General features: G+C 75.2%; 24 protein-coding genes. 11 read left to right on the forward strand and 13 right to left on the reverse strand.

Going from position 1 to position 23,544, the window contains the following annotated elements; genetic code table 11:
- Positions 1–109 precede the first annotated feature (109 nt).
- The 5 genes from HDA31_RS12155 to HDA31_RS12175 all read right to left on the reverse strand — a co-directional run bounded on the left by HDA31_RS12155 (position 110) and on the right by HDA31_RS12175 (position 5,352).
- Positions 110–775, reverse strand: a complete 666-nt coding sequence (locus HDA31_RS12155; RefSeq protein ID WP_178065141.1) for a hypothetical protein — start codon at positions 773–775, stop codon at positions 110–112.
- Positions 772–3,456, reverse strand: coding sequence for an FtsK/SpoIIIE domain-containing protein (locus HDA31_RS12160; protein ID WP_178065142.1), 2,685 nt, complete (start codon positions 3,454–3,456; stop codon positions 772–774). Before HDA31_RS12160 ends, HDA31_RS12155 begins: the two co-directional genes overlap by 4 nt.
- The gene (locus HDA31_RS12165) at positions 3,449–4,495 is read right to left on the reverse strand and encodes a hypothetical protein (protein WP_246383905.1); all 1,047 of its coding nucleotides are present in this window, start codon (positions 4,493–4,495) and stop codon (positions 3,449–3,451) included. The genes HDA31_RS12160 and HDA31_RS12165 overlap by 8 nt, the downstream gene beginning before the upstream one ends.
- 8 nt (positions 4,496–4,503) lie before the next feature.
- A complete protein-coding gene (locus HDA31_RS12170) occupies positions 4,504–4,764 on the reverse strand; it encodes a hypothetical protein (RefSeq protein WP_007076395.1) in 261 nt (86 codons plus the stop codon).
- Between the two features lie 210 nt (positions 4,765–4,974).
- Complete coding sequence (locus tag HDA31_RS12175; protein WP_178065143.1) at positions 4,975–5,352, reverse strand: PIN domain-containing protein; 378 nt, start codon at positions 5,350–5,352, stop codon at positions 4,975–4,977.
- Between the two features lie 142 nt (positions 5,353–5,494).
- Between HDA31_RS12175 and HDA31_RS12180 the strand changes: the two genes are divergently transcribed.
- Genes HDA31_RS12180 through HDA31_RS12190 form a run of 3 tightly spaced genes read left to right on the forward strand, consistent with a single transcriptional unit; the run spans position 5,495 to position 8,591 of the window.
- Positions 5,495–8,050 (forward strand): ATP-dependent Clp protease ATP-binding subunit, encoded by a 2,556-nt coding sequence (locus HDA31_RS12180; RefSeq protein WP_178065144.1) that lies wholly within the window; start codon positions 5,495–5,497, stop codon positions 8,048–8,050.
- Positions 8,051–8,067: 17 nt separating this feature from the next.
- Entirely contained in the window at positions 8,068–8,241 is a 174-nt protein-coding gene (locus HDA31_RS12185) for a hypothetical protein (protein ID WP_176734791.1), read from the forward strand.
- Complete coding sequence (locus HDA31_RS12190; protein WP_074473396.1) at positions 8,241–8,591, forward strand: DUF3140 domain-containing protein; 351 nt, start codon at positions 8,241–8,243, stop codon at positions 8,589–8,591. The genes HDA31_RS12185 and HDA31_RS12190 overlap by 1 nt, the downstream gene beginning before the upstream one ends.
- Before the next feature lie 97 nt (positions 8,592–8,688).
- Here the strand turns inward: HDA31_RS12190 and HDA31_RS12195 are convergent, their stop codons facing one another.
- The 3 genes from HDA31_RS12195 to HDA31_RS12205 form a co-directional block, all read right to left on the reverse strand.
- Positions 8,689–8,925, reverse strand: coding sequence for a hypothetical protein (locus HDA31_RS12195; RefSeq protein ID WP_074473398.1), 237 nt, complete (start codon positions 8,923–8,925; stop codon positions 8,689–8,691).
- A 19-nt stretch (positions 8,926–8,944) separates the two neighbouring features.
- Positions 8,945–9,958 (reverse strand): LysR family transcriptional regulator, encoded by a 1,014-nt coding sequence (locus HDA31_RS12200; protein ID WP_074473400.1) that lies wholly within the window; start codon positions 9,956–9,958, stop codon positions 8,945–8,947.
- A gap of 123 nt (positions 9,959–10,081) precedes the next feature.
- Positions 10,082–10,696, reverse strand: coding sequence for a hemerythrin domain-containing protein (locus HDA31_RS12205; RefSeq protein ID WP_178065145.1), 615 nt, complete (start codon positions 10,694–10,696; stop codon positions 10,082–10,084).
- Positions 10,697–10,923: 227 nt separating this feature from the next.
- Between HDA31_RS12205 and HDA31_RS12210 the strand changes: the two genes are divergently transcribed.
- Positions 10,924–12,252, forward strand: a complete 1,329-nt coding sequence (locus HDA31_RS12210) for a M20/M25/M40 family metallo-hydrolase (protein WP_178065146.1) — start codon at positions 10,924–10,926, stop codon at positions 12,250–12,252.
- 60 nt (positions 12,253–12,312) lie between these two features.
- The gene (locus tag HDA31_RS12215; protein WP_178065147.1) at positions 12,313–12,993 is read left to right on the forward strand and encodes a hypothetical protein; all 681 of its coding nucleotides are present in this window, start codon (positions 12,313–12,315) and stop codon (positions 12,991–12,993) included.
- Between the two features lie 67 nt (positions 12,994–13,060).
- On the opposite strand, the gene HDA31_RS12220 is transcribed toward HDA31_RS12215, so the two are convergent.
- Together HDA31_RS12220 and HDA31_RS12225 are read right to left on the reverse strand one after the other, a co-directional pair.
- Entirely contained in the window at positions 13,061–13,252 is a 192-nt protein-coding gene (locus tag HDA31_RS12220) for a DUF5703 family protein (protein ID WP_074473406.1), read from the reverse strand.
- Between the two features lie 109 nt (positions 13,253–13,361).
- Positions 13,362–14,333, reverse strand: coding sequence for an aldo/keto reductase (locus HDA31_RS12225; RefSeq protein WP_043968769.1), 972 nt, complete (start codon positions 14,331–14,333; stop codon positions 13,362–13,364).
- 181 nt (positions 14,334–14,514) lie between these two features.
- Between HDA31_RS12225 and HDA31_RS12230 the strand changes: the two genes are divergently transcribed.
- On the forward strand, positions 14,515–15,567 hold the full coding sequence (locus tag HDA31_RS12230; RefSeq protein WP_178065148.1) for an LLM class F420-dependent oxidoreductase: 1,053 nt from the start codon (positions 14,515–14,517) through the stop codon (positions 15,565–15,567).
- The gene (locus HDA31_RS12235; protein WP_178065149.1) at positions 15,564–16,400 is read left to right on the forward strand and encodes an undecaprenyl-diphosphate phosphatase; all 837 of its coding nucleotides are present in this window, start codon (positions 15,564–15,566) and stop codon (positions 16,398–16,400) included. Before HDA31_RS12230 ends, HDA31_RS12235 begins: the two co-directional genes overlap by 4 nt.
- Before the next feature lie 137 nt (positions 16,401–16,537).
- On the opposite strand, the gene HDA31_RS12240 is transcribed toward HDA31_RS12235, so the two are convergent.
- A complete protein-coding gene (locus tag HDA31_RS12240; RefSeq protein WP_178065150.1) occupies positions 16,538–17,146 on the reverse strand; it encodes a hypothetical protein in 609 nt (202 codons plus the stop codon).
- 688 nt (positions 17,147–17,834) lie between these two features.
- Here HDA31_RS12240 and HDA31_RS12245 point away from each other — a divergent pair.
- From HDA31_RS12245 to mshC, 4 genes are all read left to right on the forward strand, one after another.
- Entirely contained in the window at positions 17,835–18,548 is a 714-nt protein-coding gene (locus HDA31_RS12245) for a histidine phosphatase family protein (RefSeq protein WP_178065151.1), read from the forward strand.
- Positions 18,549–18,669: 121 nt separating this feature from the next.
- Positions 18,670–19,254 (forward strand): Rv2134c family protein, encoded by a 585-nt coding sequence (locus tag HDA31_RS12250; protein ID WP_074477145.1) that lies wholly within the window; start codon positions 18,670–18,672, stop codon positions 19,252–19,254.
- Positions 19,251–20,069 carry an Rv2133c family protein gene (locus tag HDA31_RS12255; RefSeq protein ID WP_178065152.1) on the forward strand — a complete coding sequence of 273 codons (819 nt, stop codon included), beginning with the start codon at positions 19,251–19,253 and terminating at the stop codon, positions 20,067–20,069. The genes HDA31_RS12250 and HDA31_RS12255 overlap by 4 nt, the downstream gene beginning before the upstream one ends.
- Positions 20,070–20,279: 210 nt before the next feature.
- Complete coding sequence (gene mshC / locus HDA31_RS12260; protein ID WP_178065153.1) at positions 20,280–21,518, forward strand: cysteine--1-D-myo-inosityl 2-amino-2-deoxy-alpha-D-glucopyranoside ligase; 1,239 nt, start codon at positions 20,280–20,282, stop codon at positions 21,516–21,518.
- 156 nt (positions 21,519–21,674) lie between these two features.
- Here the strand turns inward: mshC and HDA31_RS12265 are convergent, their stop codons facing one another.
- Positions 21,675–22,466, reverse strand: a complete 792-nt coding sequence (locus HDA31_RS12265) for a GntR family transcriptional regulator (RefSeq protein WP_178065154.1) — start codon at positions 22,464–22,466, stop codon at positions 21,675–21,677.
- Positions 22,467–22,585: 119 nt separating this feature from the next.
- Complete coding sequence (locus tag HDA31_RS12270; RefSeq protein WP_043968784.1) at positions 22,586–23,455, reverse strand: PAC2 family protein; 870 nt, start codon at positions 23,453–23,455, stop codon at positions 22,586–22,588.
- Positions 23,456–23,544 lie beyond the last annotated feature (89 nt).

Consider the following 23,544-nt stretch of genomic DNA (forward strand, 5'->3'; position numbering starts at 1 on the left):
TGTTAACGCCTTCGGTATAGCAGGGGCCCCTTCCTAACCACGCGGGCGGCGCGCGGGGCGGATCCCGGGGGCGGCGGCGACAGCGAGCCTCGTGGGCGGGGAGGAACGGTCAGCGGGCGATGACCAGCAGCACGCCGGTCGTCACCACACCCGCCACCAGGACGACCGTGATCGGCCGGGGCGACAGCACCGCGTGCCGACGGTCGGCGAGCCGCTTGGCCAGGGCCAACCCGACCAGCGGGCCGAGCAGGGTCACCACCAGCGCCAGCACCGGCAGGCCCACCGCCAGGTCCCCGCCGTTGCGGGCCCCCAGCGCCCGCGCGCCCAGGCCGAGCGCGAACATCAGCGCCGCGCCCACCACCCCGCACAGCGCGAGCAGCGGGTTCGCCGAAGCGGGCAGCTCGCCGGGCTGCCGGGTGCGGTCCAGCAGCCCGCGCACCCCGTGCAGCAGCAGCAGCGGGTCGCCCGAGGCGTCCCGGGCCGGGCCGGGCGGGTCGCCGAGCCGGCGGGCCCCCGAGCCCAGCCGGGCCCGCAGCTGCTGCCACAGGTGGGCCGCCTCGGCGTCCACCCGCTCCACCAGCTCCCGCGCGTCGGCCGCCTCCCGCTCGGCCTCGCGCAGCTGCTCGGCGGCCTCGGCGACGGCCCGTTCGGCGGCGGCGCACTGCTGCTCGTGCCAGGCGTGGGCCTCGGCGCGCTGGGTGCGCACCCGGTCGGTCAGCTCGGCCAGCCGCCGCACCTGCGCCGCGTACGTCTCACTGGTCACCGGTTCGTTCACGCCGACGGTCCGTAGGGGATGATGACCTGCCCGGTGCGGTGCGCCGCCCGGTCGAAGAAGAGCCCCCGCCACGGCCGGGGATACCAGTCGGGGCCGCCGGAGCCCGGGTAGAGCGACGAGCCCAGCTCGCCGCCCTGCACGTCGAGGGCCACCCACGCGCCGATCTGGTCGGTGCGGGCGGCCGGCCCGCCGAGGTCGACCCGCATCCGGGCCACGCCGCGCCACCAGGCCAGCACGTGGGTGCGCCGCTCCGGGCCGTCGTGCAGGATGCGCCGCAGGTGCTCCAGCCCGGTGCGCCCGCCAGAGCGCGCGGCCAGCCGGCCGGCCGCCGCGTCGACCGCGTACAGCAGCAGGTAGTGCGGGGTGGCGGGGGTGCCCGGCCGGTCCAGGGCCGCGGCCGTCTCGGCCATCAGCTCCGGCACGGTCTCGTCGTCGTACCAGGCGGCGTCGTCGGCCAGGTCGGCGTAGAGCTCCCGGGCGGCCGGGTCGGCGTCGGGGTCGAGGCAGGCGATGGAGTACCGGGCCGCGCCGGGGCGGTGCTGGCGGGCCAGCGACCGGGCGGCGGCGTCCAGCACGGCGCACGCCTCGTCGACGCGGGTGCCCAGCACGGCGAGGTTGCGCCCGGGGGCCCGGGGCAGCCGCAGCGCCGCCGAGCGGGCCTGCACGTCGATGATCTCCCCGAGCAGGGCCACCGGGCTGCGCGGCGTCCCGTCGCCCTCGGGCGGGGTGAGCGCCCGGAAGTCCGGGGCGTCGGCGAGCCGGGGGATCGCGTCGCCGTCGAAGAGGCGGGCGGGCTTCGCGTCGGCGGGGCGCATCCGCCACAGCCGGTGCTGCAACTCGCTCCACTCGTCCCAGTCGCTGGCCGACGGGATGCGCGCCACCTCGTTGCCCTCGACCAGGCCCGACTCGGCGTTGACCACCGCGTGGTGGCGGGGCAGCGACTGGGCGGCGTCGTTGCGTTCGGCGAGGATCCGCAGCGCCTTGGGCAGCGCGATGCGCAGGGTGAACTGGGCGACCAGCGCCGGCCGCCCCCACAGCGCCTCGATGCCGCGCACGTCCTGCGAGGCCAGCACCAGGTGGATGCCCTGGGAACGGCCCCGGCGGGCCAGGTCCTCCAGCAGGTCGGCGGCCTCCCGGGCGACCACGTCCCGCCCGGCCAACAACGCCTGGAACTCGTCGACCACGGCGACGATGCGGGGCCAGTGCCCGGTCGGGTCGACCGCCCGCAGCTCGGCCAGCTTGGTCACCTCGTGCTTCTTCGCCGCGTCGGCCCGCCGGCGCAGCTCCTCGGCGAGGAACCGCAGCAGCGCGAGCCCGAACTCCCGGTCGGTGTTGACGTTGATCCCGACCAGCCGCATGTGCGGCAGCCAGCTCGGGTCCCGCCGACCCTGGGCGAACCGGGCGAAGGACACCCCCTCCTTGAAGTCGAGCAGGTAGAACTCCAGCTCGGCGGGGGAGTAGCGGGAGGCCAGCGCCCCGATCCAGGCGAAGATCAGGTTGGTCTTGCCGGTGCCGGACGGGCCGCCGATCAGCGCGTGCGGCGGGTAGTCGCCGAGATTGAGCAGCACCGGGCGGCCGTGCGGGCCCTCGCCGATGGGCGCGGTCAACCCCGTCGAGGAGTCCTCCCGCCACATCTGCTCCGGCGGCGGCAGCAGGTCGGTGAACGGGGTCGGCGGGGGGCCGGCGTTGACCCGGGCGGCGACCTGCCGGCAGGTCTCGGTGACCAGCGTGGCCGGCGGCGGCGGGTCCAGGGTCACCGGCAGGCCGGGCGGGACGCCCACCCGGGCGCCGTCGGGGCCCACCACGACGCGGGTCACCGTCGGGTCGTCCGGCACCGGCACGCCGCGGACGACCAGGTGCACCCCGCAGGCGGCGCCGGTGCGCACCACCCGGTCGAGCTGGCCGCGCTCGTGCCGGGACAGCTCGTCGCCGCCGAGCAGCACCGCGACCCGCCACGGCTCGGGGCGGCGGCCGGTCGCGGCGGCCAGCTCCCGCAGCGAGCGGTACTCCCCGGCGAGCACGGTCTCGTTGATCCGGCGGATCTGCTCCACCAGGTCGTCCAGCAGCCGGCCCAGCCCGCCGGGGCCGACGAAGGTGAGCAGCCCGGCGGTGCCCAGCGGGGCGAAACCGGCCAGGCCGCCCCCGAGACGCTCCGGGTCGTAGCCGAACAGCCGCACCGCGCCCGGGTCGGCCCGGCCCAGGCTGCGCAGCAGCAGCGCCGGCACCACGGCCGCCCCGCCGTCGGCCCCGGCCCCGGACAGGTGCACGTGCCCGGCGTCGAGCAGCGGCACGAGCGCCGGCACCGGTTCCGCGCCGGGGATGCGCACCGTGCCGACGCGTACGGCGCCGGGGGTCTCGCCGCGACCGGCCGGCGTCGCGGTCCACTGCGCCCAGTCGGCGCTGGCCGCGCCCGGCGCCTCCCGGCGGGCGGCGTCGACGGCCCGGCGGGCCAGCTCGGCGATCCGCGCGGTGTGCCGGGCGTCGATCTCGGCGAGCCGCCGGTCCCGCTGCGCCCCCACCTTCGCCGGCACGGCCGCCGCGGCGCGCTGCACCCGGGCCAGCCGGTCCCGGGCGGCGGCCAGCTCGGCGTCGGCGTCGGCGAGCCGGTGCCGGGTGGCGCCCAGCGCCTCGGAGAGCATGCCCCGCACCCTGGTCACCAGCTGGGTGCGGCGGTCAGCCATCGGACCCCCGGCCGGCGGCTCGCCCGGTGGGCGGTGCGGGCGGCACGGGAGGCAGGCCCTGCGCGGCCCGCTCCCGGGCGGCGCGTTCGCGGTCCGCCCGTTGCCTGGTCGCCTCGTCCCAGGCGTCGCGCTCGGCCTCGCGGCGCTTCTGCTGCGCGGGCCCGTTCTCCCTGCCGGCCTGCCCCTCGTCGCGGGGCAGGTCCCTGCCGAGGCGGTCCAGCAGCACGGCGGTGACCACGCCGGCGGTGACGGCGGCGTCGGCGGCGTGCGGCTGCTCCTCGCCGCTGCCGCGCGGCGGCGGGGGCATCCGGCAGACCCGGGTCAGCAGCGTCTCCAGCACCGGCGGGGGGAGCCCGGGCAGCAGGTCGCGCACCCGGCCGTCCAGCTCCCGGCGCAGCCGGGGCAGGTCGTCGGCGCGGGGCGGGTGCCCGAGCAGCTCCCCGGCCAGCTCCCGCAGCAGCGGCGGGGCGAGCGCGGCCAGGCCGAGGCCGACGTCGGCGTGCGCGGCGCGCAGCTCGCGGTGCAGCCGCTCCCGGTCGCCGCCGCGGACCCCGTCGGCGACCCGGCGCAGCAGCTCCCGGGAGTCGCCGATCCGCTCGTCCGGCTCGTCCGGCGCGCCCTCCCGGCCGCCGGTCAGCTCCGCGACCCGCACCGCCCACCAGCGGCGCAGCACCGGGTTGTCGTCCGGCGCCGGGGGCGGCCCGTCGCCGGCGGCGGGCGGCGCGTCGCGCGGGGCGTCGTGCACCTGCCGGTCGCCGGCCGGGCGGGCCGGTGGCGCGCCGTCGGGGGCCAGGCCGATGGCCGCGAGGTACGCCGACAACTGCTCCTGGGCCACCCGCAGCGCGTGCCCGGCGGACTCGGCGTGCTCGACGGCCGCGGAGAGCTCCGGCACCCCCATCGGGTTGGCCGACTCCTGCCGCACCCAACGCAGCCGCTCCGTGGCCTGGCCGAACTTCTCCAGCGCGAGGGCGAGCTGGGCCAGCGGGAACTCCTCCGCTGCGGCCCGCACCTGGGCCCCGACGTCCTCGATGATCGACACGCCCGGCCCTACAGGGTCGAGACGTAGAGTTGCGCCTGCTCCACCGCGACGAGGGTGGCCGCGAGGCACTCCTCGAGCTCCTGGCTGGCCTGGGTCAGCGAGGCCTGCGCCGCCTCGACGGTCTCGTGCCCGCTGCCCTCCAGCGCCCCGGCGAGGGTCTGCTGCGCCTCGGCCAGCTTCTCGCCGGCCGCCTGCACTGCGGTCTGCCCGTCACCGATCTGTTGCAGGGCGACATCGATGGCTGCCTTCAGCTCGGCGACGCTCGCCACGGGGACCTCCTGGGGGCGGGGAGATCTCCATTACAACCCATCCCCCGTGGGGAGAGAACATCCGCCCTGTCGGTGTTGCTGCCCGGCTGTCCGATTACGTCACTGAGGTGCGCAAACCCCACCCACCTGTCTCACCTGCGCGTCACCCGATCCCACCGACAGGACTCCCTGCCCGCGCTCCCGCCCCGCCGTCCCCCGCCCCGGGTGGGGTCAGGCGGGCAGCCAGCGGGGGCCGTGCACCTCGGCGCCCAGCGCGCCGACCCGGGAGCGCAGCTCACGGTCGGCGGTGACCACGAGCCGGCGGCGGCCCGGGGCGGCCCCGACGAGGTCGACGATCGTGTCGTCGCCGGACCCGGGGGCGGCGACCACCCGCACGCCCGGCACCGCGGGCACGCCCCGCGCGGCTCCCTCCACCACCAGCACCACCTCCGCCGGGCCGGCGAGCTGCGGCGGCACCCCGGAGTCGGCCAGCGGGACGAGGGCGTCGCGCAGCCGGGCGGTGGCACCGGCCCGGTCCCGCCACCATCCGTCGGGGCGCGAACCCACCACGTTGGCGGCGTCCACGATCAGCAGCGGCGTCGGCTCCATGCTCCCAGCCTGCCACCGCCGTGCGGCCGTCCCCGCCCGCCCCCGCCGCCTGCGTTTGTCGCGCCGACCGCCGGGTAGCCACCGCCGACCGTGCCGGCGGCGACCGCACCGGCGAGCGTGCCCGACCCGCGGGAGGACAGCGATGATGGGACCCGGCGACCTCGGCTCCGACCCGTGGGACGAGTTCCTGGCCCGGTACTTCGGCCGGGGCGAGGGGGGACGCCGGCCGGCGCACCGGGTCGACATCACCCGGCTGATGACCGCCGACGCCCGGGAGATGCTGGCCGACGCGGCCCGCCGGGCGGCGCAGCGGCACAGCAACGACCTCGACACCGACCACCTGCTCTGGGCGGCGTTGCAGCGCGAGGCGCTGCGCGACCTGGTGCGTCGGGCCGGCGCCGACCCGGACGCCCTGGTCAACGCCCTCGGCGGGCGCGGCGAGAGCGCGCCGCAGGGCGAGGTGCCGCCGAACCTGTCGCTGACCCCGGCCGCGAAGCGGGCGCTGCTCGACGCCCACCAGCTCTCCCGCGCGATGGGCGCCAACTACATCGGCCCCGAGCACATCCTGATGGCGCTGCCGCTGAACCCGGAGTCGCCGGCGGGCCGGATGCTGGCGGCCGGCCGGATCCAGCCCGAGTCTTTGCAGGCGGCCAGCGCGGAGCGCGGCCCGATGTCCGGCGCGAAGCCCGACCACGGCACCCCGACCCTCGACCAGTACGGCCAGGACCTCACCGAGCTGGCGCGCAACGACCAGATCGACCCGGTGATCGGGCGGGCCGCCGAGATCGAGCAGGCCGTGGAGATCCTGTCCCGGCGGACGAAGAACAACCCGGTGCTCATCGGCGAGGCCGGCGTCGGCAAGACCGCGATCGTGGAGGGCCTGGCCGAGCGGATCTGCGACGGCGACGTGCCGCAGACGCTGATCGGCAAGCGGGTGGTGCAGCTCGACCTGGCCGGCCTGGTCGCCGGCACCCGCTACCGGGGCGACTTCGAGGAGCGGCTCAAGAAGGTCATCGAGGAGATCCGCGCCCACCGCGACGAACTGATCATCTTCCTGGACGAGATCCACACCCTGGTCGGCGCGGGCGGGGCGGGCAGCGAGGGCGGCATGGACGCGTCCAACATGCTCAAGCCGGCGCTGGCCCGCGGCGAGCTGCGGGTGATCGGCGCGACCACCCTGGACGAGCACCGCCGCAGCATCGAGAAGGACGCCGCGCTCGCCCGCCGGTTCCAGCCGGTGCTGGTGCCCGAGCCCACCGTCGAGGACACCGTCGCCATCCTGCGCGGCCTGCGGGACCGCTACGAGGCCCACCACCAGGTCCGGTTCACCGACGAGGCGCTGGTCGCCGCCGCCGAGCTGTCCGACCGGTATGTCACCGACCGGTACCTGCCCGACAAGGCCATCGACCTGATCGACCAGGCCGGGGCCCGGGTGCGGCTGCGCACCCGCACCCCCGCCTCCGACGTGCGGGAGCTGGAGCAGCAGCTCGACGAGGTGCGCCGGGACAAGGAGCAGGCGGTCGCCGACGAGCAGTACGAGCGGGCGTCGGCCCTGCGCGACCGGCTCGCCGAGCTGGAGGCGCAGATCAGCCGGGCCAAGGGCGACGACGGCAGCGGCTCCCAGGTCCCCGCCGTCGGCCCGCAGGAGATCGCCGAGGTGGTGTCCCGGGCCACCGGCATCCCGGTCGCCCAGCTCACCGAGGAGGAACGCGACCGGCTGCTGCGCCTGGAGGGGCACCTGCACCAGAAGGTCGTCGGCCAGGACGACGCGGTCGGCGCGGTCGCCGAGGCGGTGCGCCGCTCCCGCACCGGGCTGGCCGACCCGAACCGGCCGATGGGCAGCTTCCTCTTCCTCGGCCCCACCGGCGTGGGCAAGACGGAGCTGGGCCGGGCCCTGGCGGAGGCGCTGTTCGGCGAGGCCGACCGGATGATCCGGCTGGACATGAGCGAGTTCCAGGAGCGGCACGCCGTCGCCCGGCTCGTCGGCGCGCCCCCCGGCTACGTCGGCTACGAGGAGGCCGGTCAGCTCACCGAGGCGGTGCGCCGCCGCCCGTACGCGGTGGTGCTGCTCGACGAGATCGAGAAGGCCCACCCGGACGTGTTCAACATCCTGCTCCAGGTGCTCGACGACGGCCGGCTCACCGACAGCCAGGGCCGGACGGTGAACTTCAAGAACACCGTACTGATCATGACGAGCAACCTGGGCTCGGAGCTGATCACCGGCAGCCAGCGCGCCGTGGGCTTCGGCGCGGGCGAGCCCGGCACCGAACGGGAGAGCGACGAGCTGCGCGAGCGGCTGATGCGCCGGCTCCAGGAGAACTTTCGCCCGGAGTTCCTCAACCGCATCGACGAGGTGATCATCTTCCGGCGGCTGGAGCAGCAGCAGCTGCGCCAGATCACCGAGCTGCTGCTGGAGGAGACCCGCCGTCGCCTGCACGCCCAGGACATCGACGTCGCGTTCACCGTCGCCGGGGTCGACTGGCTCGCTGAGCACGGCTACCAGCCGGAGTTCGGTGCCCGCCCGCTGCGCCGGGTGATCCAGCGCGAGGTGGACAACCGGCTGTCCCGGATGCTGCTGGAGAGCGCCGTCTCACCGGGGCAGCGGGTCACCGTGGACGCCCGTGACGGCGCGCTGGCCTTCGAGGTGGGCGCCGGCGACCGGGGCTACACCGCCGCCGCGACGTCCCATCCCCGGTGAGCGGGCGGAGGCCGCAGATGACCGAGCCCGAGGAAGCCGCCGGGGAGACCGGGACCGACCCGGACCGCAGCGAGCCGATCGAGGCGCCGCCGACGGCCAACCCCGCGCGGGTGCGGGTGCCGCCGGAGGGCCTGGGTTCCCACACCGGCGACCCGGAGCCGTCCGGGCCGCCGTCCGCAGAGGAGGCGTGATGGTACGCGAGGCGCGACTCGATCCCGAGGTCGAAGTGCTCTGGGAGGACTTCCACGCCGAGGTGAACGTCACCTCCGAGCAACTGCGTAGTTGGCTGCTCACCCGTGGCTCGGGCACGGAGTCGTTCGGGGCGGGCCCCGACCTCGACCTGCCCGAGCCGGGCCGGCAGATCCTGGCCGTGCTGCGCAAGCGCAAGGTCGACCTGACCCGCGACGACATCGAGGTGATGCGGGAGGCGGTCGACCGGATCCGGTCGCTGACCGCCGCCCGCCCGGCCGACGGCGTCGCCGACGACGAGTGGCGGCGCGCCCTGCTGGACCTGGGCCACGACGCCCTCGTCGAACGCTGACCGCCCGTCGTCGGCGCGCCGGGCCCGCGCGCGACGGACCCGACCGGCGAGGCCCCGCCGCCGGCACCGGCGGCGGGGCTGCCTCGCCCGGTCGGGCTCACTCCGATTCCAGGCTGCCGATCTGTAGGCCGACGGCGTCGGCGGCGGCCTGGCGTTCCCCGCGCGCCCGCTCCTCCCGGCTGAGCAGGGTGGCGTACTCGGTCACGTCGGCGGGGCCGGGGACCTCGGGCAGGCGGCGCAGGAACGCCTCCACGTCCCGGGCGGCGGCGCTGTGGGCGGCGGCCGCCCCGCGCAGGGTCTCCCGGTCGTCGGCGGTCGGCTGGGCATCGGTCATGGGCCCGTGATACCCACCGTCAGGCGGTTCGCACCCCGGAACCGGCGTCCCCGGTCAGCGGCCCGGCCGGGGCCGACCGGCGTACCCCGAAGTCGGGGTGCCGCAGCAGCCAGGCCAGGTAGTCGGGGTGCGTGGCGAGCGAGTCGTCGTAGACGGCCACCGCCGCCTCCAGCACCTCCTCGGCGAAGCTCGCGCCTGCCGATTCCGGGTGCCAGCCCAGCAGCAGCCGCCAGCGCAGCGGCGCACCGGCCAGCCGGCGGGTCACCAGGCCGGGCACCGGGCGGAAGGTGGCCTGGCACAGGGCCACCGCCGCGCCGGCCTCCACCAGGTCGATGCAGCCGCGCACGTCGGCCTCGTACACCTTGCGGGGGGTGAAGCCGGCGCGGGCGCAGGCGGCGGCGAAGCAGTCGCCGAAGCAGCCGTCGCCCGGCGCGGCGACCCACTGCTCGGCGCGCAGGTCCACCAGCCGCACCTCGTCGTGGTCGGACAGCGGGTGCTGCTCGGGCAGCAGCACCTGCACCGGCTCCAGCGCCACCTCCCGCCAGGTCAGCCCGTACCCGGCCGGCGGGACGGCGTCGCCGCAGACCCCGACCAGCGCGTAGTCCAACCGGCCGCCGCCGACGAGCTGGGCCAGCTCGTCGGCGGACCAGGAGGCGTACGTGGTGATCTGGGCCTGTGGGTGCGCGGCGGCGAGCCGGTGCACCAGCCGGCCGAGGATGGGGCTGTTCACCCCGCCGAAGCGGTACCGGGCGGGGGACGGGCCCGCGCCGGCCAGCCGGGCCGCCTCGTCCTGGAGGCCCTGCATGGCCGGCAGCAGCACCCGGGCCCGGGCCAGCACCAGCTCGCCGAGCGCGGTGGGCCGGGCGCCCCGCCGGTCCCGCTCGAACAGCGGCCCGCCGAGCGCCCGCTCGATGCGTTGGAGCTGGGCGGTCAGCGCCGGCTGGGCCAGGCCGAGCGTCGACGCCGCCTTCGTCACGCTCCCTGTCTCCGCGATGGCGCAGACCACCCGCAGGTGTCTCAGCTCCAGATTCATACGGTGACGGTATGACCACGGAAGGATCGATGGAAGGGTCCTAGCGGATAGGAGTTGACCGATGTCCGATGGTGACCGCCCGGTATCCGGTCGGTGACACCGTGGTAACCGTCCGGTATTCGGTCATTCTCCGGGTGGAAGCAGGTCCGACGCGTGCGTCGGCCGGCCCGTCACCGCGTCGCGGACCTTGTCCACCACCCCCACGGCCGGCTCGACGATCCGGTTCCACGGCGGGCTCGCCGGCATCCCCGGATGCGGCCGGGTCGGCGCGGCCTCCTCGGCGATCTCCCACCGGTTGCCCAGCCGGATCAGCTCGGCGGGGGTGGCCACCTCGCGCAGCGCCGCCAGCAGCGCCGCCGTCGCGGCGACGTGCCGGCGCAACCGGTCGGCCACGTCGGCCAGCGCCGGATCCGCCGGCCCGGTCAGCGCCTTGAGGGCTGCCGACAACTCGACCGCCGCCCCGACCTCCCGGTCGACCGCCGCGCCCGCCCCGGGCACGGCCGCCCGGACGGCGGGGAAGAGGTACTGCTCCTCCGCCGACAGGTGCCGCGACACCACGGCGGTCAGCACCTCCACCACCTTGCCGGGCGGCTGCGCCGCGGCGTCCGGGCCGGTGACCCGGTCGGCCAGGTCGAGCAACTCCCGGTGCTCGCGGTCGACGAGGTCGACCAGGCTCGGCCCGCCGGGCCGGTAGCCCTCCCCGGGCACGGGCGGCAGCGGCGGCAGGGGAACGGTCATGGTGCCCTCCTCGGGCGGGCGGGCGCGCGCTGCGGGAAGGAGGCGGCCCGGTGAGCGGTGCGGGACGGCAGCGGCGGTACCCAGACCACGTCCCGGCGAAACGACGCGCCCGCGCGGCGGGTCAGGGGCGGCGGGTCAGGGCGGCCGGGCCGGCGGTGGGGCGGCCCGGCCGGGGAGCCGCCCGGCCGGGCGCGCTGCCCGTGCGACCCGGCTGGTATGAAGAACCGATGACGAGCGACGCCGCCTCCGCCCCGCCCGACCCCACCGCCGAGGTCGTCGACCTCTGCCGCGACCTGCTGCGCATCGACACCACCAACACCGGGGACAACGCCACCAGCGCGGGCGAGCGCGTCGCCGCGGAGTACGTCGCGGAGAAGCTCGCCGAGGTGGGCGTCGAGTCCCGCATCCACGAGTCCGCCCCCGGCCGGGCCAGCCTCGTCGCCCGCATCCCCGGCGCCGACCCCGGCCGGGACGCGCTGCTCGTCCACGGCCACCTCGACGTCGTCCCCGCCGACGCCGACGAGTGGTCGGTGCACCCGTTCTCCGGGGAGCTGCGCGACGGCTACCTGTGGGGCCGGGGCGCGATCGACATGAAGGACTTCGACGCCATGGTGCTCGCCGTGGTGCGGAACTGGCAACGCACCGGCGTCCGGCCCGCCCGCGACATCGTCCTGGCGTTCACCGCCGACGAGGAGGCCGGCAGCGACTACGGGGCGCACCACCTCGTCCAGCACCACCGCGACGCCTTCGACGGCTGCACCGAGGCCATCGGCGAGGTCGGCGGCTTCTCCTACACCGTCGACGCGTCGCAGCGGCTCTACCTCATCGAGACCGCCGAGAAGGGCATCGACTGGCTGCGGCTGCACGCCAAGGGCCGCCCCGGCCACGGCTCGATGGTGCACGACGACAACGCCGTCACCGCGCTCGCCGAGGCCGTCGCCCGCATCGGCCGGCACCGCTTCCCCGTGGTCGTCACCGACACCGTGCGGGCCTTCCTGGAGGAGGTCTCCGACCTGCTCGGCGTCGAACTCGACCCCGAGGACCCGGAGGCGGCCATCGCCAAGCTCGGCCCCATCGCCAACATCATCGGCGCGACCATCCGCAACACCGCCAACCCGACCCGGCTCGCCGCCGGCTACAAGGACAACGTCATTCCCGGCCGGGCCACCGCCACCATCGACTGCCGCAGCCTGCCCGGCCAGTCCGAGCTCCTCGAACAGCAACTGCGCGAGCTGGTCGGCCCCGACATCGCCATCGAGTACATCCACCGCCAGCCCGCCCTGGAGACCACCTTCGACGGCGACCTCGTCGAGGCCATGTCGGCGGCGCTGCGGGCGGAGGACCCGGGCGCCCGGCCCGTGCCCTACATGCTCTCCGGCGGCACCGACGCCAAGGCGTTCTCGCAGCTCGGCATCCGCTGCTTCGGCTTCGCCCCGCTGCGGCTGCCGCCCGACCTCAACTTCTCCGGCCTGTTCCATGGCATCGACGAGCGGGTGCCGGTGGACGGACTACAGTTCGGCGTGCGGGTTCTCGACCGCTTCCTCCGGAATTGCTGACCGTGTCCGCCGCCCCATCCCGCCCGGCACGGATCGTCCCCCATCGCGAAGGGAACGCACATGACCGACCAGCACGGTGAGCTGGACGCCGCCCTGGAGCGGGTGATCGACGCCGCCCGCCACCACCTGGCCGCCGTCCGCGCCGCACAGGGCCGCATCGACGACGACGACGTCTGGCAGGCGTACGTCGCCCTGAACAACGCCTCGTTCGCCTACGACGAGCAGCTGCTCGACGCGTTCGGCGAGGTCACGCCGTGGGACGTCGAGTCCATCGACCCCGACGAGGCCGACGAGCGCTTCGGCGCGGCCGACGGCGTCGAGGCGACCGACCCGCACCCCCGGGTCATCTCGGTGCGTCAGCGCCGCGACTACCGGGTGCCCAGCGTCGCCGCGCTGATCCGGGCCGCCGAGGCAGCCCGCCGCGAGGGCACCCCCGAGGAGGACGAGCCCGCCCCCGTCGAGGGCGTCGGCGAGGCGGTGCTGGAGCTGCTCCAGAGCGGCGACGGATCGCTGTCCGCGCTGGACGTGCCGGAGCTGGAACCGCTCGACGGGGTGGTGATGGTCAGCGAGGTCGGCACCCCCGTCGACCTGGAGTCCTTCGACGACGACGACCCGGTCGGCCCGTTCCAGCCGGCCGCCGACGACCGCCTCGTGGGCCGCCTCGACGAGCACCCGTTCCTCGACCCGGCCGACGAGGAGCACGACCACGCGGGCCACGACCACGCGGGGCACCGCCACTAGGCCGGGCTCGTCCCGGGGCCCGGCCCGCCGGCCGCGCCCCGGGACGGCGGGCGCGGCGCGCCCCGGGTCAGTACGACAGGCCGGGCTGCGGCTGGCTGACCACGCGGCGACGCAGCACCACCTGCCGCGTGCCGTCCCGGTACAACCGCACCCGGGCCAGCTCCCACCCGGAGAACTCGGCCTGGATCGCCAACTGCGCCGCGGCGGTCAGCCGGTCGACGTTCGAGGGCAGCCGCAGCGGCGCGTATTCGTAGTCCATGCGTTCCATGCTGCCCAGCCCGGCGGCCGTCCGCCACCCCGCCCGGCCCGTCCCGCCAGCCCGGCCCGCCCTGCCCGGCCCGTCGCGCCCCGGGCCCGGCCGGGCCCGCTCAGCCGTCCCGTTCGGGATAGCCCACCGGCACCGCCGACACGTCGTCGAGCGCGACGATGATCTCCGCCGGCAGCGTCATCCGCTCCACCTGGAGCGCGCCCAGCAACTGCCCGACCGTCCGCGCGCCCAGGATCGGCGCCGTCACGCCCGGCCGGTCCCGGATCCACGCGAGCGCCACCTCCAGCGGCGACACGCCCAGCCCCCCGGCCGCCGTGGCCACCGCCTCCACGATGCTGGAGCAGCGTGGCTCCAGATACGTCGCCACGAACGGCTCGAAGTGCGGCGACGCGGCCCGCGAGTCCGCCGGCCGGCCGTGCCGGTACTTGCCGGTGAGCACTCCCCGGCCCAGCGGCGACCAGGGCAGCACCCCCAGCCCCAGGGCCGCGCACGCCGGCAGCACCTCCCGCTCGACGCCCCGCTCCAGCAGCGAATACTCCACCTGGGCGGCCACCACCGGGGCCCGCCCCGGCCAGGCCGCCTGCCAGGCCGCCGCCCGCGCCGTCTGCCAGCCCGAGAAGTTCGACACCCCGACGTAGCGGACCCGGCCACTGGCCACCGCGTGATCCAACGCCGCGAGGGTCTCCTCCAGGGGCGTGTCCGGGTCGTACCCGTGGACCTGCCACAGGTCGACGTGGTCCGTGCCGAGCCGGCGCAGCGAGGCGTCCAGGGTCCGCAGCAGGTGGCCCCGGGAGCCGTCCCGGCGTCGGCCGCTGCCCGGCCGCAGCCCCGCCTTCGTCGCGATCAGCAGCTCGTCGCGGGGGACCAGGCTGCCCAGCAGCGACCCGATGACCGACTCCGCGTCACCGTCGCCGTACACGTCGGCGGTGTCCACCAGGTTGCCGCCCGCGTCGAGAAAGCTCTTCAGCTGGGCGGCCGCGTCGTCGGCGTCGGTGTCCCGGCCCCAGGTCATGGTGCCGAGCGCGAGCCGGGAAACCGCCAGCCCGCTTCGGCCGAGCGGTCGCTGTTGCATGGGTGAACCTTATTTCGAACCCGCCGCCACGGATATCCTCGCTCCCGTCAAGTTCCTGCTCGCCCTCCGGGCGACACCCACCCCCGGCCGCGCGGCGCGTTCGGGGTGAGCCGGTGATCGGCCGGGCCGCCCGCATTGCGTAACCTGATGCGACCTGTGGTGCGCCGATGGGGGAGGACCAGTGCGACTCGGGCTCAGTCTCGGATACCAGACGGCGTGGAGCACACCCGCCGACCACCTGGCGCTCGCCCAGGAGGCCGACCGGCTCGGCTACTCGGTGGTGTGGGCGGCGGAGGCGTACGGCTCCGACTCGCCGAGCATGCTGGCCTGGATCGCCGGCCAGACCGAACGGATCGACATCGGCAGCGCGGTGATGCAGATCCCCGCCCGGACCCCGGCCATGACCGCCATGACGGCGGCGACCATCGACGCCCTCTCCGGCGGCCGGTTCCGGCTCGGCCTGGGCGTCTCCGGCCCCCAGGTCTCCGAGGGCTGGCACGGGGTGCGCTTCGCCAAGCCCCTCGCCCGCACCCGCGAGTACGTCGACATCGTCAAGCTCGCCGTCGCCCGCAAGGAGGTCGCGTACGACGGCGAGTTCTACACCCTGCCGCTGCCCGACGGCCCCGGCAAGGCGCTGCGACTGGGCTTCCACCCGCCGCGCGAGCAGGTCCCGATCTACCTCGCCGCCGTCGGCCCGAAGAACCTGGAGCTGGCCGGCGAGATCGCCGACGGCTGGCTGGCCGTCTTCTACGCCCCCGAGTTCGCCGACGAGCAGCTCGCCGCCGTGGCCGCCGGGCGGGCGAAGGCCGGCAAGGAGCTGGCCGGCTTCGACGTCGTGCCGTCGGTGCCGGTGGTCGTCGGCGACGACGTCGCCACCTGCGCCGAGCTGGTCCGCTGGTACGCGGCCCTCTACGTCGGCGGGATGGGCAGCCGGCAGCAGAACTTCTACAACCAGCTCGCCACCCGGATGGGCTACGGCGACGCCGCCCGCGAGGTGCAGGACCTCTACCTGGCCAAGCGGCAGCGCGACGCGGCCGCCGCCGTGCCGATGGAGTTCATCGACCGCACCTCGCTGCTCGGCCCCAAGGAGCGCATCGCCGAGCGGCTGCGCGAGTACGCCGCCGCCGGCGTCACCACCCTGTCGGTGACCCTCTTCGTCGCCGACCGCGACAGCGGCGTGCAGACGCTGCGCACCGTCGCCGAGGCCCTCGAGATGTCCGGGGTCGGCGAGTGACCTGGATCGAGGCCATCGTCCTGGGCGTCGTCCAGGGGCTCACGGAGTTCCTCCCGGTCAGCTCGTCGGGGCACCTGCGGATCACCTCGGCGATCTTCTTCGGCCGGGACGCCGGCGCGTCGTTCACCGCCGTCACGCAGCTCGGCACCGAGGCGGCCGTGCTGATCTACTTCGCCAAGGACATCTGGCGGATCACCCGGACCTGGATCGTCGGGCTCTGGGACCGCTCGGTGCGGTCCAGCCTCGACTACCGGATGGGCTGGTACGTCATCGTCGGCTCGATCCCGATCGGGCTGTTCGGCTTCCTGTTCAAGGACCAGATCCGCACCGCCGGGCGCAACCTGTGGGTGGTCGCCACCACGCTGATCGTCTTCGCGTTCGTGCTGGCCTTCGCCGAGTACTGGGGGCGGCAGAGCCGCACCCTGGAGAACTTCCGGATGCGCGACGGCATCGTGATGGGCTTCGCGCAGGCGATGGCGCTGATCCCCGGGGTGTCCCGCTCCGGCGGCACGCTCACCGCCGGCCTGCTGCTCAACCTCACCCGGGAGGCGGCGGCCCGGTACTCGTTCCTGCTCGCCATCCCGGCGGTCGTGATGTCCGGCATCTTCAGCGTCGGCGACGTCTTCGAGCCGTCCGCGCCGGGGACGTCCGCGCCGAGCGGGGCGCAGATGGTGGTGGCCACGCTCATCGCCTTCGTCATCGGCTACGCGGCGATCGCCTGGCTGCTGCGCTACGTCGCCCACCACACCCTGTACGTCTTCGTGCTGTACCGGGTCGCCCTCGGCACCCTCGTGCTCGCCCTCCTGATGACGGGCACGATCGCCGCCACCTAGGTGCAAGGAAGGGCCCCTTGTTAACGCTTCCGGTAGTGGAGGGGCCCCTTCTTAACGTTCCTCGGCTGTCTGGGGGCGGGGATGCCACCGGCCGGGCCCCTGTGATCGGGGCCCGGCCGGTGGCGTTCGTGCTGGTGTCAGCTGTTGTTCCAGTGCTGGGTGACGAGGTCGGCGGCCTGCTGTTCCCACTGGGCGTAGGCGTCGGGGTAGGCGGAGACCTGGACGGTCTGGGCGGCGTCGGTCAGGGCCATGTCCTGCCAGCCGTCGACCTGTCGGAGGCCCTTGAGGAACGCGGTGGTGGCGTACTGGGGGTCGGTGATCTGCTCCGGGGTGCCCCAGCCGCTGGAGGGGCGCTGCTGGAACAGGCCGAGGGAGTCGTGGTCGTTGCGGTCACCCAGGTGGCCCAGGTTCTCCAGCTTCGACTCCTGCAACGCCGTGCCGATCGAGATCACCGCGGCGCGCTCGTCCAGGCCCGCCTTCTTCGTGGCGGCGATGACGGCCTTGACGTTGGCGGTCTGCTCCGGGTCGAGGTCGATGCGCGACTGCGCGCCCTGCACACCGTGCGGGATGAGCTTCCCGGCGTCCACGCCAGCGGCCTTGTCGGCCTTGTCGGCCTGGACGGCGGCGACGGGCCGCGCGTCAACAGTGTCGGTGGTGGCGTGGTTCAGGGGGCCGGCGGCGAGGCCACCGGCGAACGCGAGTCCGGCGATGCCGAGGACGCTCTTACGCAGGATGGTCGTGTTCATGAGGGGTGACTCCAATCCGGGGGTCGGCACACCCACCTGCGCCGGGGAAGGCTCAGGGGTGTGCGAGCACCACGTCGAGGCGCCCGAACAACGAACAAAGGGGGAAAGACGAGGAAGGACCGGGCCGGCTGCCACGTGCGGTACCGCGCCGGGTCCAGGTGTAACGACCGGCGACCCACACCCATTCCCGGCGACCGGCCACCACCCTGGGGGCGGGGGCTGCTGGGCCGGGGGTCTGGCGGGTGCTGCTTCGGTCGTGCGTCAGGTGTAACGCCCCCGACCCCGCCGAGATTCCGGCCCCCGGGTGCCGCCGGCCACCCCACCCCCGGGGCCCGGGCCGGTGCCGGCCTCGACGCCCACGCCCCGCACCCACTCCCCGCCCACCCCACCCACCCCACCGAGTCGGACAATCCGCCCATCCCGGTGGGGGCGTGACGGGATGCCGGGCAGATGGGGGCATCAACGGGACGGGATACCGCCACCTGCCCGACATGAAGTCGATCAACCCAGCCCCGCCGACGGGCCGGGCTGAACTGCCCCGCCAGAGTCAGACAATCCGCCCATCCCGGTGGCGGGGTGAGGGGATGTCGGGCAGGTGGGGGTATCAACGGGGCGGGATGCCCCCACCTGCCCGAGATGGAGTGTCGAGCAACCCCTCGCCCTGTTCCGGTCCGCGCGGCCGCCTAGGGTGGGCAGCGTGGCGACTCTTCTCCTCCTGCGGCACGGCCGCACCACCGCGAACGCCGACGGCGGCCTGGCCGGGCGGCAGCCCGTCGAGCTGGACGACACGGGCCGGGCCCAGGCGACGGCGGCGGGTGAGCGGCTGCGTGGGCTACCCCTCGCGGCGGTGGTGACCAGCCCGCTGATCCGGTGCCGGCAGACCCTGGAACTGGCTCTGCCGCAGGCCGCGCCGACGGTGGACGAGGGGCTGATCGAGTGCGGGTACGGCAGTTGGGAGGGGCAGCCGCTCAAGAAGCTCGCCAAGGAGCCGCTCTGGCCGGTGGTCCAGCAGCACCCCAGCGCCGCCGTCTTCCCCGACGGGGAGGCCATGGCGGCGATGGCGGCCCGCGCCGTGGCCACGGTGCGCTCCTGGGACGCCCGGATCACCGCCGAGCACGGCCCCGAGGCGGTCTGGCTGGCGTGCAGCCACGGCGACGTGATCAAGGCCATCGTCGCGGACGCGCTCGGCGTACACCTGGATCTTTTTCAGCGCATCGTCGCGGACCCGGCGTCGGTCACGGCGATCCGGTACACGCCGCTGCGGCCCTTCCTGCTGCGGCTCAACGATACCGGCGGCGACCTGGCCGGGCTGGTGCCGCCGCCGCGCAAGCGACGGCGGCGGTCCGCGCGGCCGGCGGAGTCGGACGCCGCGGTCGGCGGGGGAGCGGGGGCCGGGCGGTGAGGCCGGCGACGGGCGTCCTCCCCGGCGGGCGGGCCGGGTGGCGCGACCGGCGTGGCGCGGGCGCGCGATTCCGGGTCGGTGGGGTGCGCGACGCTGTGGCGCGCCGGATAGGGTCGTGGGTATGACCCACCAGGTGCACGCCTTCGAGCCGCCGGAGCGGTTCGTCGCCGGGACCGTCGGGCCGCCCGGGGAGCGGACGTTCTTCCTACAGGCCCGCGGCGGAGGCCGGCTGGTCAGCGTCGCGCTGGAGAAGGTCCAGGTGTCGTTGCTCGCCGAGAAGCTGGAGGAGCTGCTCACCGAGGCGCAGCGCCGTTTCGGCGTGCAGCTGCCCGAGGCGGTGGCCTCCGTGGGTGACAACGATCCACTGGACACGCCGGTCGACGAGGAGTTCCGCGTGGGCACCCTCGGGCTGGCCTTCGACGTCGACACCGCGACCGTCGTGATCGAGGCGATCGCCGCCGGTGAGGCGGAGGCCGAGGTCGAGCTGGGCGGCGACGAGGACGAAGACGACGACGAGGACGACGACGAGGAGCCGGACGAGGACCTGGACCGGTTGCGGGTCCGGTTGACCCCCGAGGCGACCCGCGAGTTCATCGAGCGGGCCCGCCGGGTGGTCAACGCCGGCCGTCCGCCCTGCCCGCTCTGCGGCCAGCCGCTGGATCCCGCCGGGCACCTCTGCCCGCGGCACAACGGTTATCACCGGTGACCTCGTCGGAACTCGAACGTCGACAGGACGACGCGGCGACGCTACGGCTGCTCCGTGACGGTGAGCTGACCGTCGAGGGCCGGCTGGTCGACGCGTCGAACGCGACGCTGCTCGGTGCGCTCACGCTCGACGGGGCGAGTGCCCGCTGCGTCTACAAGCCGGTGCGCGGTGAGCGTCCCCTCTGGGACTTCCCGGACGGCACCCTCGCCGGCCGGGAGGTCTCGGCGTACCTGGTCTCCCGGGCCACGGGTTGGGACCTGGTCCCGCCGACGGTGCTGCGCGACGGCCCGTTCGGGCCGGGCTCCTGTCAACTGTGGATCGACGAGCCCGACGACGCCGAGCCGCTGGTCGGCTTCGTGCCGGCGGAGGCGGTGCCGCCGCGCTGGTTCCCGGTCGCGGCGGCCCGGGACGACGACGGCGCCGCGTACGCGCTGGCCCACGCCGACGACCCGCGCCTGGCCCGGCTGGCGGTGCTCGACGCGGTCATCAACAACGCGGACCGCAAGGGCGGCCACGTGCTGCTCGGCGCGGACGACCGGCTCTACGGCGTCGACCACGGGGTGAGCTTCCACGTGGAGGACAAGCTGCGCACCGTGCTCTGGGGCTGGGCCGGCCGGGAGCTGCCGCCGGACGCGCTGGAGATGCTCGCCGACCTGGCGGTCCGGCTCGGCGGGGAGCTGGGTGAGGAGCTCGCCGAGCATCTGACGATCCGCGAGGTCGCCGAGCTGACGGCACGGGTGGGACGGTTGCGCGACGGCGGCCGGTTCCCCCAGCCGCCGCAGGACTGGCCGGCGATGCCCTGGCCGCCGATGTAGCCGTCGCCCGGCCGCCCGAGGCAGCCGTGGGTCGGCCCCTGGCCGGCCGAGTAGCCGTGGGTCGGCCCGGGTGGGCCGGCGGTCCGCCTCCGGGGCCCCTCGGCCGTCGGTGGCGCGCCTCGCGCCGCCCACCAGGGACGTGAGCGGTTGTCGCGTTGGTCACCCGTGGGGCGGGTCCGGCGCGCGGGGCGGCTGGCTAGGCTGACGGTCATGGAGTCTTGGACGGGACATGAGGTGCCACGGCTGCCCGGCAGGGGCGGCCCGCTGACATTGTTCGACTCGGCGCGACGCGGTGCCCATCCCAGCCGGCCCGGCGACGTGGCCACCATGTACGTCTGCGGCATCACCCCGTACGATGCCACGCACCTCGGCCACGCCGCCACCATGATCACTTTCGATCTGGTGCAGCGGATGTGGCTCGACGCGGGCCTGACGGTGCGCTACGTGCAGAACGTCACCGACATCGACGATCCGCTGCTGGAGCGGGCCGAGCGCGACGGCGAGGACTGGAAGGTCCTGGCGATGCGGGAGACCGCGCTGTTCCGCGAGGACATGGAGGCGCTGCGGATGATCCCGCCGGCGCACTACGTCGGCGCGGTCGAGTCGATCCCCGACATCGCCGACAAGGTCCTCACCCTGCTCAAGGACGGTGCCGCGTACCGGCTCGACGACGGCACCGGGGACGTCTACTTCGACGTCGCCGCCGCGCCGGAGTTCGGCTACGAGTCCAACCTGTCCCGCGCCGAGATGCTGGAGATCTTCCCCGAGCGCGGGGGTGACCCGGAGCGGGCCGGCAAGCGCGACCCCCTGGACCCGCTGCTGTGGCGGGGCGCCCGCGAGGGCGAGCCGTCCTGGCCCGGCGGCGACCTCGGCCCGGGCCGGCCCGGCTGGCACATCGAGTGCGCGGTGATCGCGCTGAACCTGCTCGGCGAGTCGATCGACGTGCAGGGCGGCGGCAACGACCTGCTCTTCCCGCACCACGAGTGTTCCGCCGCGCACGCCGAGCGGCTCACCGGCCGGTCGCCGTTCGCGACCCACTACGTGCACGCCGGCATGATCGGCCTGAACGGCGAGAAGATGTCGAAGTCCAAGGGCAACCTGGTCTTCGTCTCCCGGCTGCGGGCCGACCTGGTGGACCCGATGGCGGTCCGGCTCGGGCTGATGGCCGGCCACTACCGCGCCGACCGCACCTGGACCGACGGGCTGCTCGCCGCCGCCGAGGAGCGCCTGGCCCGCTGGCGGCGGGCCGCCGCCGCGCCGTCCGGGCCGTCCGGCGAGGACTTCCTGGCGGGGGTACGCGAGCGCCTCGGCGACGACCTGGACACCCCGGGCGCGCTCGCGCTCGCCGACGACTGGGCGGAGCGTGCCCTCGCCGGCACGGGCACGGACCCCGAGGCCCCGGCCCTCTTCGCCGCGACCGTCGACGCCCTCCTCGGCATCCGCCTCTAACCCACCCGAACCGCCACCCCCAGTCGCCCCACCCTCCTGCCCCGGTGATCAAGAGAAACGCGTCAGAGTCGATCTCCACGGTGCCGCAAACCTCTTGATCACCGGGGCGGGGCCGGAGGGGGAGGCGCGGGGATCGGGCAGGGGAGGGGCAGGGGGCTAGCCCAGGATCAGGCCCGGGTCCGGGTCGGGGGTCGGGGTGGGGGCCGGGATCTTGTATTCCTCGGTGAGCGTCGTCATCGGGCCGGGCCAGGTGGCCTGGGCGACCTCGATGGGCTTGCGCCGGGCGTCGTAGGCGACGTGCAGCAGGTGCAGCACGGGGGTGTCGGGGCGGATCTGGAGGGTCTCCGCCTCCTCGCGGCTGGGCTGGCGGGCGGTGATGGTGTCGGTGGCGGTGACGTACTGCCGGCCGGTGGCCTCCTCCGCCTCCTGGTAGAGGGGCCGGCCGAACGCCTCTCCCCGTTCCAGGGTGGTGCCGGCGGTGTCGGCCGGGAGGAACCAGGAGGCGCCCACCTCGACGGGGGAGTCCTCGGTGCGGACGAGGTGGCGGCGGCAGAGCAGCTCGGTGCCGTCGGCGACGCCGAACGCGTCGGCCACCTCGGGCGGGGCGGGGGCGCGGCCGACGGAGACGAGCTGCTGACGGTACCGGGCGGCAAGGTCCGTGTGGTAGCCGCGGAACCCGCCGTACCGGCCCCGGGAGAGGCGGTTGAGCCGGCGTCGGGTGCCCCTGACGTACGTGCCGGAGCCGGGCTTGGTGATCAGGATGCCCTCGACCCGCAGCTGGTCGACGGCGCGCTGCACGGTCTGCTTGGCGACGCCGAACATCTCGGCGATGGCCGGGATGGACGGGAGGCGCTCGCCCGGCCCCCAGTCGCCGCGGCGCACCTGGGCCTTGAGCTGCGCGGCGATCTGCCGGTGCGGGAACTCGGCGGCACCCGGGTTGATCTGCATGGCTCCTCCTGGAGATCACAGCTAGGTTCCTAGGATGCCCTACGGGGTGTGAGCGCGCCACCCCGAACCCGCGAAAGCCCCCGGACCAGGCGGTCCGGGGGCTTTCGGAGTGGATCCGGCTACCAGGAGCCGGCGGTCGGGCCGGCGGAACCACCGCGCCGGCGCAGGTACTTCTCGAACTCCTGGGCGATCTCGTCCCCGGTCAGCGGGGTGATACCCGCGTCGCCGACGCGTTCCTCCAGCTCACGCACGTACTCGCCGAGCTCGGCGTCCTGCTCGGCGGCCCCGCGCACCCGCTGTTCCCACTCCGCCGCCTCCTCCGCCAGGTCGGCCATCGGCACCGGCAGGTCGAGCACCTCCTCGACTCGGTGCAGCAGCGCGAGGGTGGCCTTGGGGCACGGCGGGTTGTTCGCGTAGTGCGGCACGTGCACCCAGAACGACACGGCGTCGACCTCGGCGCGGGTGCAGGCGTCGTGCAGCACCCCGACGATGCCGGTGGGGCCGTCGTAGCGGGTGGGGGTGAGCTGGTAGCGGCGGGCGGCCTCCGCGTCGGAGGCGCTGCCGCTGATCGGCAGGGGCCGGGTGTACGGCACGTCGGCCAGCAGCGCGCCGAGCAGCACCACCCGTTCGACCTCCAGGCTGTGGCAGATCTCCAGCACCTGTTCGCAGAACGTGCGCCAGCGCATGCTCGGCTCGATGCCCCGGATCAGCACCACGTCCCGCTCGGTGCCCTCCGGGCTGGCCACCATGAACCGGGTGGTGGGCCACTCGACCCGGCGGGTCTCGCCGTCGGCCATCGTGATCGTCGGCCGGCTGACCTGGAAGTCGTAGAAGTCCTCCGGGTCCAGCTCGGTGACCTGCCGCGCCTGCCAGACCTGCTCCAGGTGCTCGACTGCCGCGGTGGAGGCGTCCGCGGCGTCGTTCCAGCCCTCGAACGCGGCGATGGCCACGGGGGACCGCAGCACCGGCAGTCCGTCGAACTCGGTCATGCCGTCACCTCACCCTGTCGTCGGCGGGCGGTCCCGGGCTGCGGCCCGGTCGTCCGCCTGCCGGGCCCGGTGACGTCCCTGATGTCCTT

The organism is Micromonospora carbonacea, from assembly GCF_014205165.1.
Taxonomy (GTDB): domain Bacteria; phylum Actinomycetota; class Actinomycetes; order Mycobacteriales; family Micromonosporaceae; genus Micromonospora; species Micromonospora carbonacea.

Excerpts from the sequence above, each read along its gene's own strand:
- HDA31_RS12190 (WP_074473396.1), top strand. The coding sequence starts at position 8,241 with ATGGTACGCGAGGCGCGACTCGATCCCGAGGTCGAAGTGCTCTGGGAG.
- mshC (WP_178065153.1), top strand. The coding sequence starts at position 20,280 with ATGGAGTCTTGGACGGGACATGAGGTGCCACGGCTGCCCGGCAGGGGC.
- HDA31_RS12240 (WP_178065150.1), bottom strand. The coding sequence starts at position 17,146 with ATGAACACGACCATCCTGCGTAAGAGCGTCCTCGGCATCGCCGGACTC.
- HDA31_RS12180 (WP_178065144.1), top strand. The coding sequence starts at position 5,495 with ATGATGGGACCCGGCGACCTCGGCTCCGACCCGTGGGACGAGTTCCTG.
- HDA31_RS12175 (WP_178065143.1), bottom strand. The coding sequence starts at position 5,352 with ATGGAGCCGACGCCGCTGCTGATCGTGGACGCCGCCAACGTGGTGGGT.
- HDA31_RS12265 (WP_178065154.1), bottom strand. The coding sequence starts at position 22,466 with ATGCAGATCAACCCGGGTGCCGCCGAGTTCCCGCACCGGCAGATCGCC.
- HDA31_RS12220 (WP_074473406.1), bottom strand. The coding sequence starts at position 13,252 with ATGGACTACGAATACGCGCCGCTGCGGCTGCCCTCGAACGTCGACCGG.
- HDA31_RS12215 (WP_178065147.1), top strand. The coding sequence starts at position 12,313 with ATGACCGACCAGCACGGTGAGCTGGACGCCGCCCTGGAGCGGGTGATC.
- HDA31_RS12270 (WP_043968784.1), bottom strand. The coding sequence starts at position 23,455 with ATGACCGAGTTCGACGGACTGCCGGTGCTGCGGTCCCCCGTGGCCATC.
- HDA31_RS12195 (WP_074473398.1), bottom strand. The coding sequence starts at position 8,925 with ATGACCGATGCCCAGCCGACCGCCGACGACCGGGAGACCCTGCGCGGG.
- HDA31_RS12185 (WP_176734791.1), top strand. The coding sequence starts at position 8,068 with ATGACCGAGCCCGAGGAAGCCGCCGGGGAGACCGGGACCGACCCGGAC.
- HDA31_RS12205 (WP_178065145.1), bottom strand. The coding sequence starts at position 10,696 with ATGACCGTTCCCCTGCCGCCGCTGCCGCCCGTGCCCGGGGAGGGCTAC.
- HDA31_RS12160 (WP_178065142.1), bottom strand. The coding sequence starts at position 3,456 with ATGGCTGACCGCCGCACCCAGCTGGTGACCAGGGTGCGGGGCATGCTC.
- HDA31_RS12250 (WP_074477145.1), top strand. The coding sequence starts at position 18,670 with ATGACCCACCAGGTGCACGCCTTCGAGCCGCCGGAGCGGTTCGTCGCC.
- HDA31_RS12200 (WP_074473400.1), bottom strand. The coding sequence starts at position 9,958 with ATGAATCTGGAGCTGAGACACCTGCGGGTGGTCTGCGCCATCGCGGAG.
- HDA31_RS12210 (WP_178065146.1), top strand. The coding sequence starts at position 10,924 with ATGACGAGCGACGCCGCCTCCGCCCCGCCCGACCCCACCGCCGAGGTC.
- HDA31_RS12225 (WP_043968769.1), bottom strand. The coding sequence starts at position 14,333 with ATGCAACAGCGACCGCTCGGCCGAAGCGGGCTGGCGGTTTCCCGGCTC.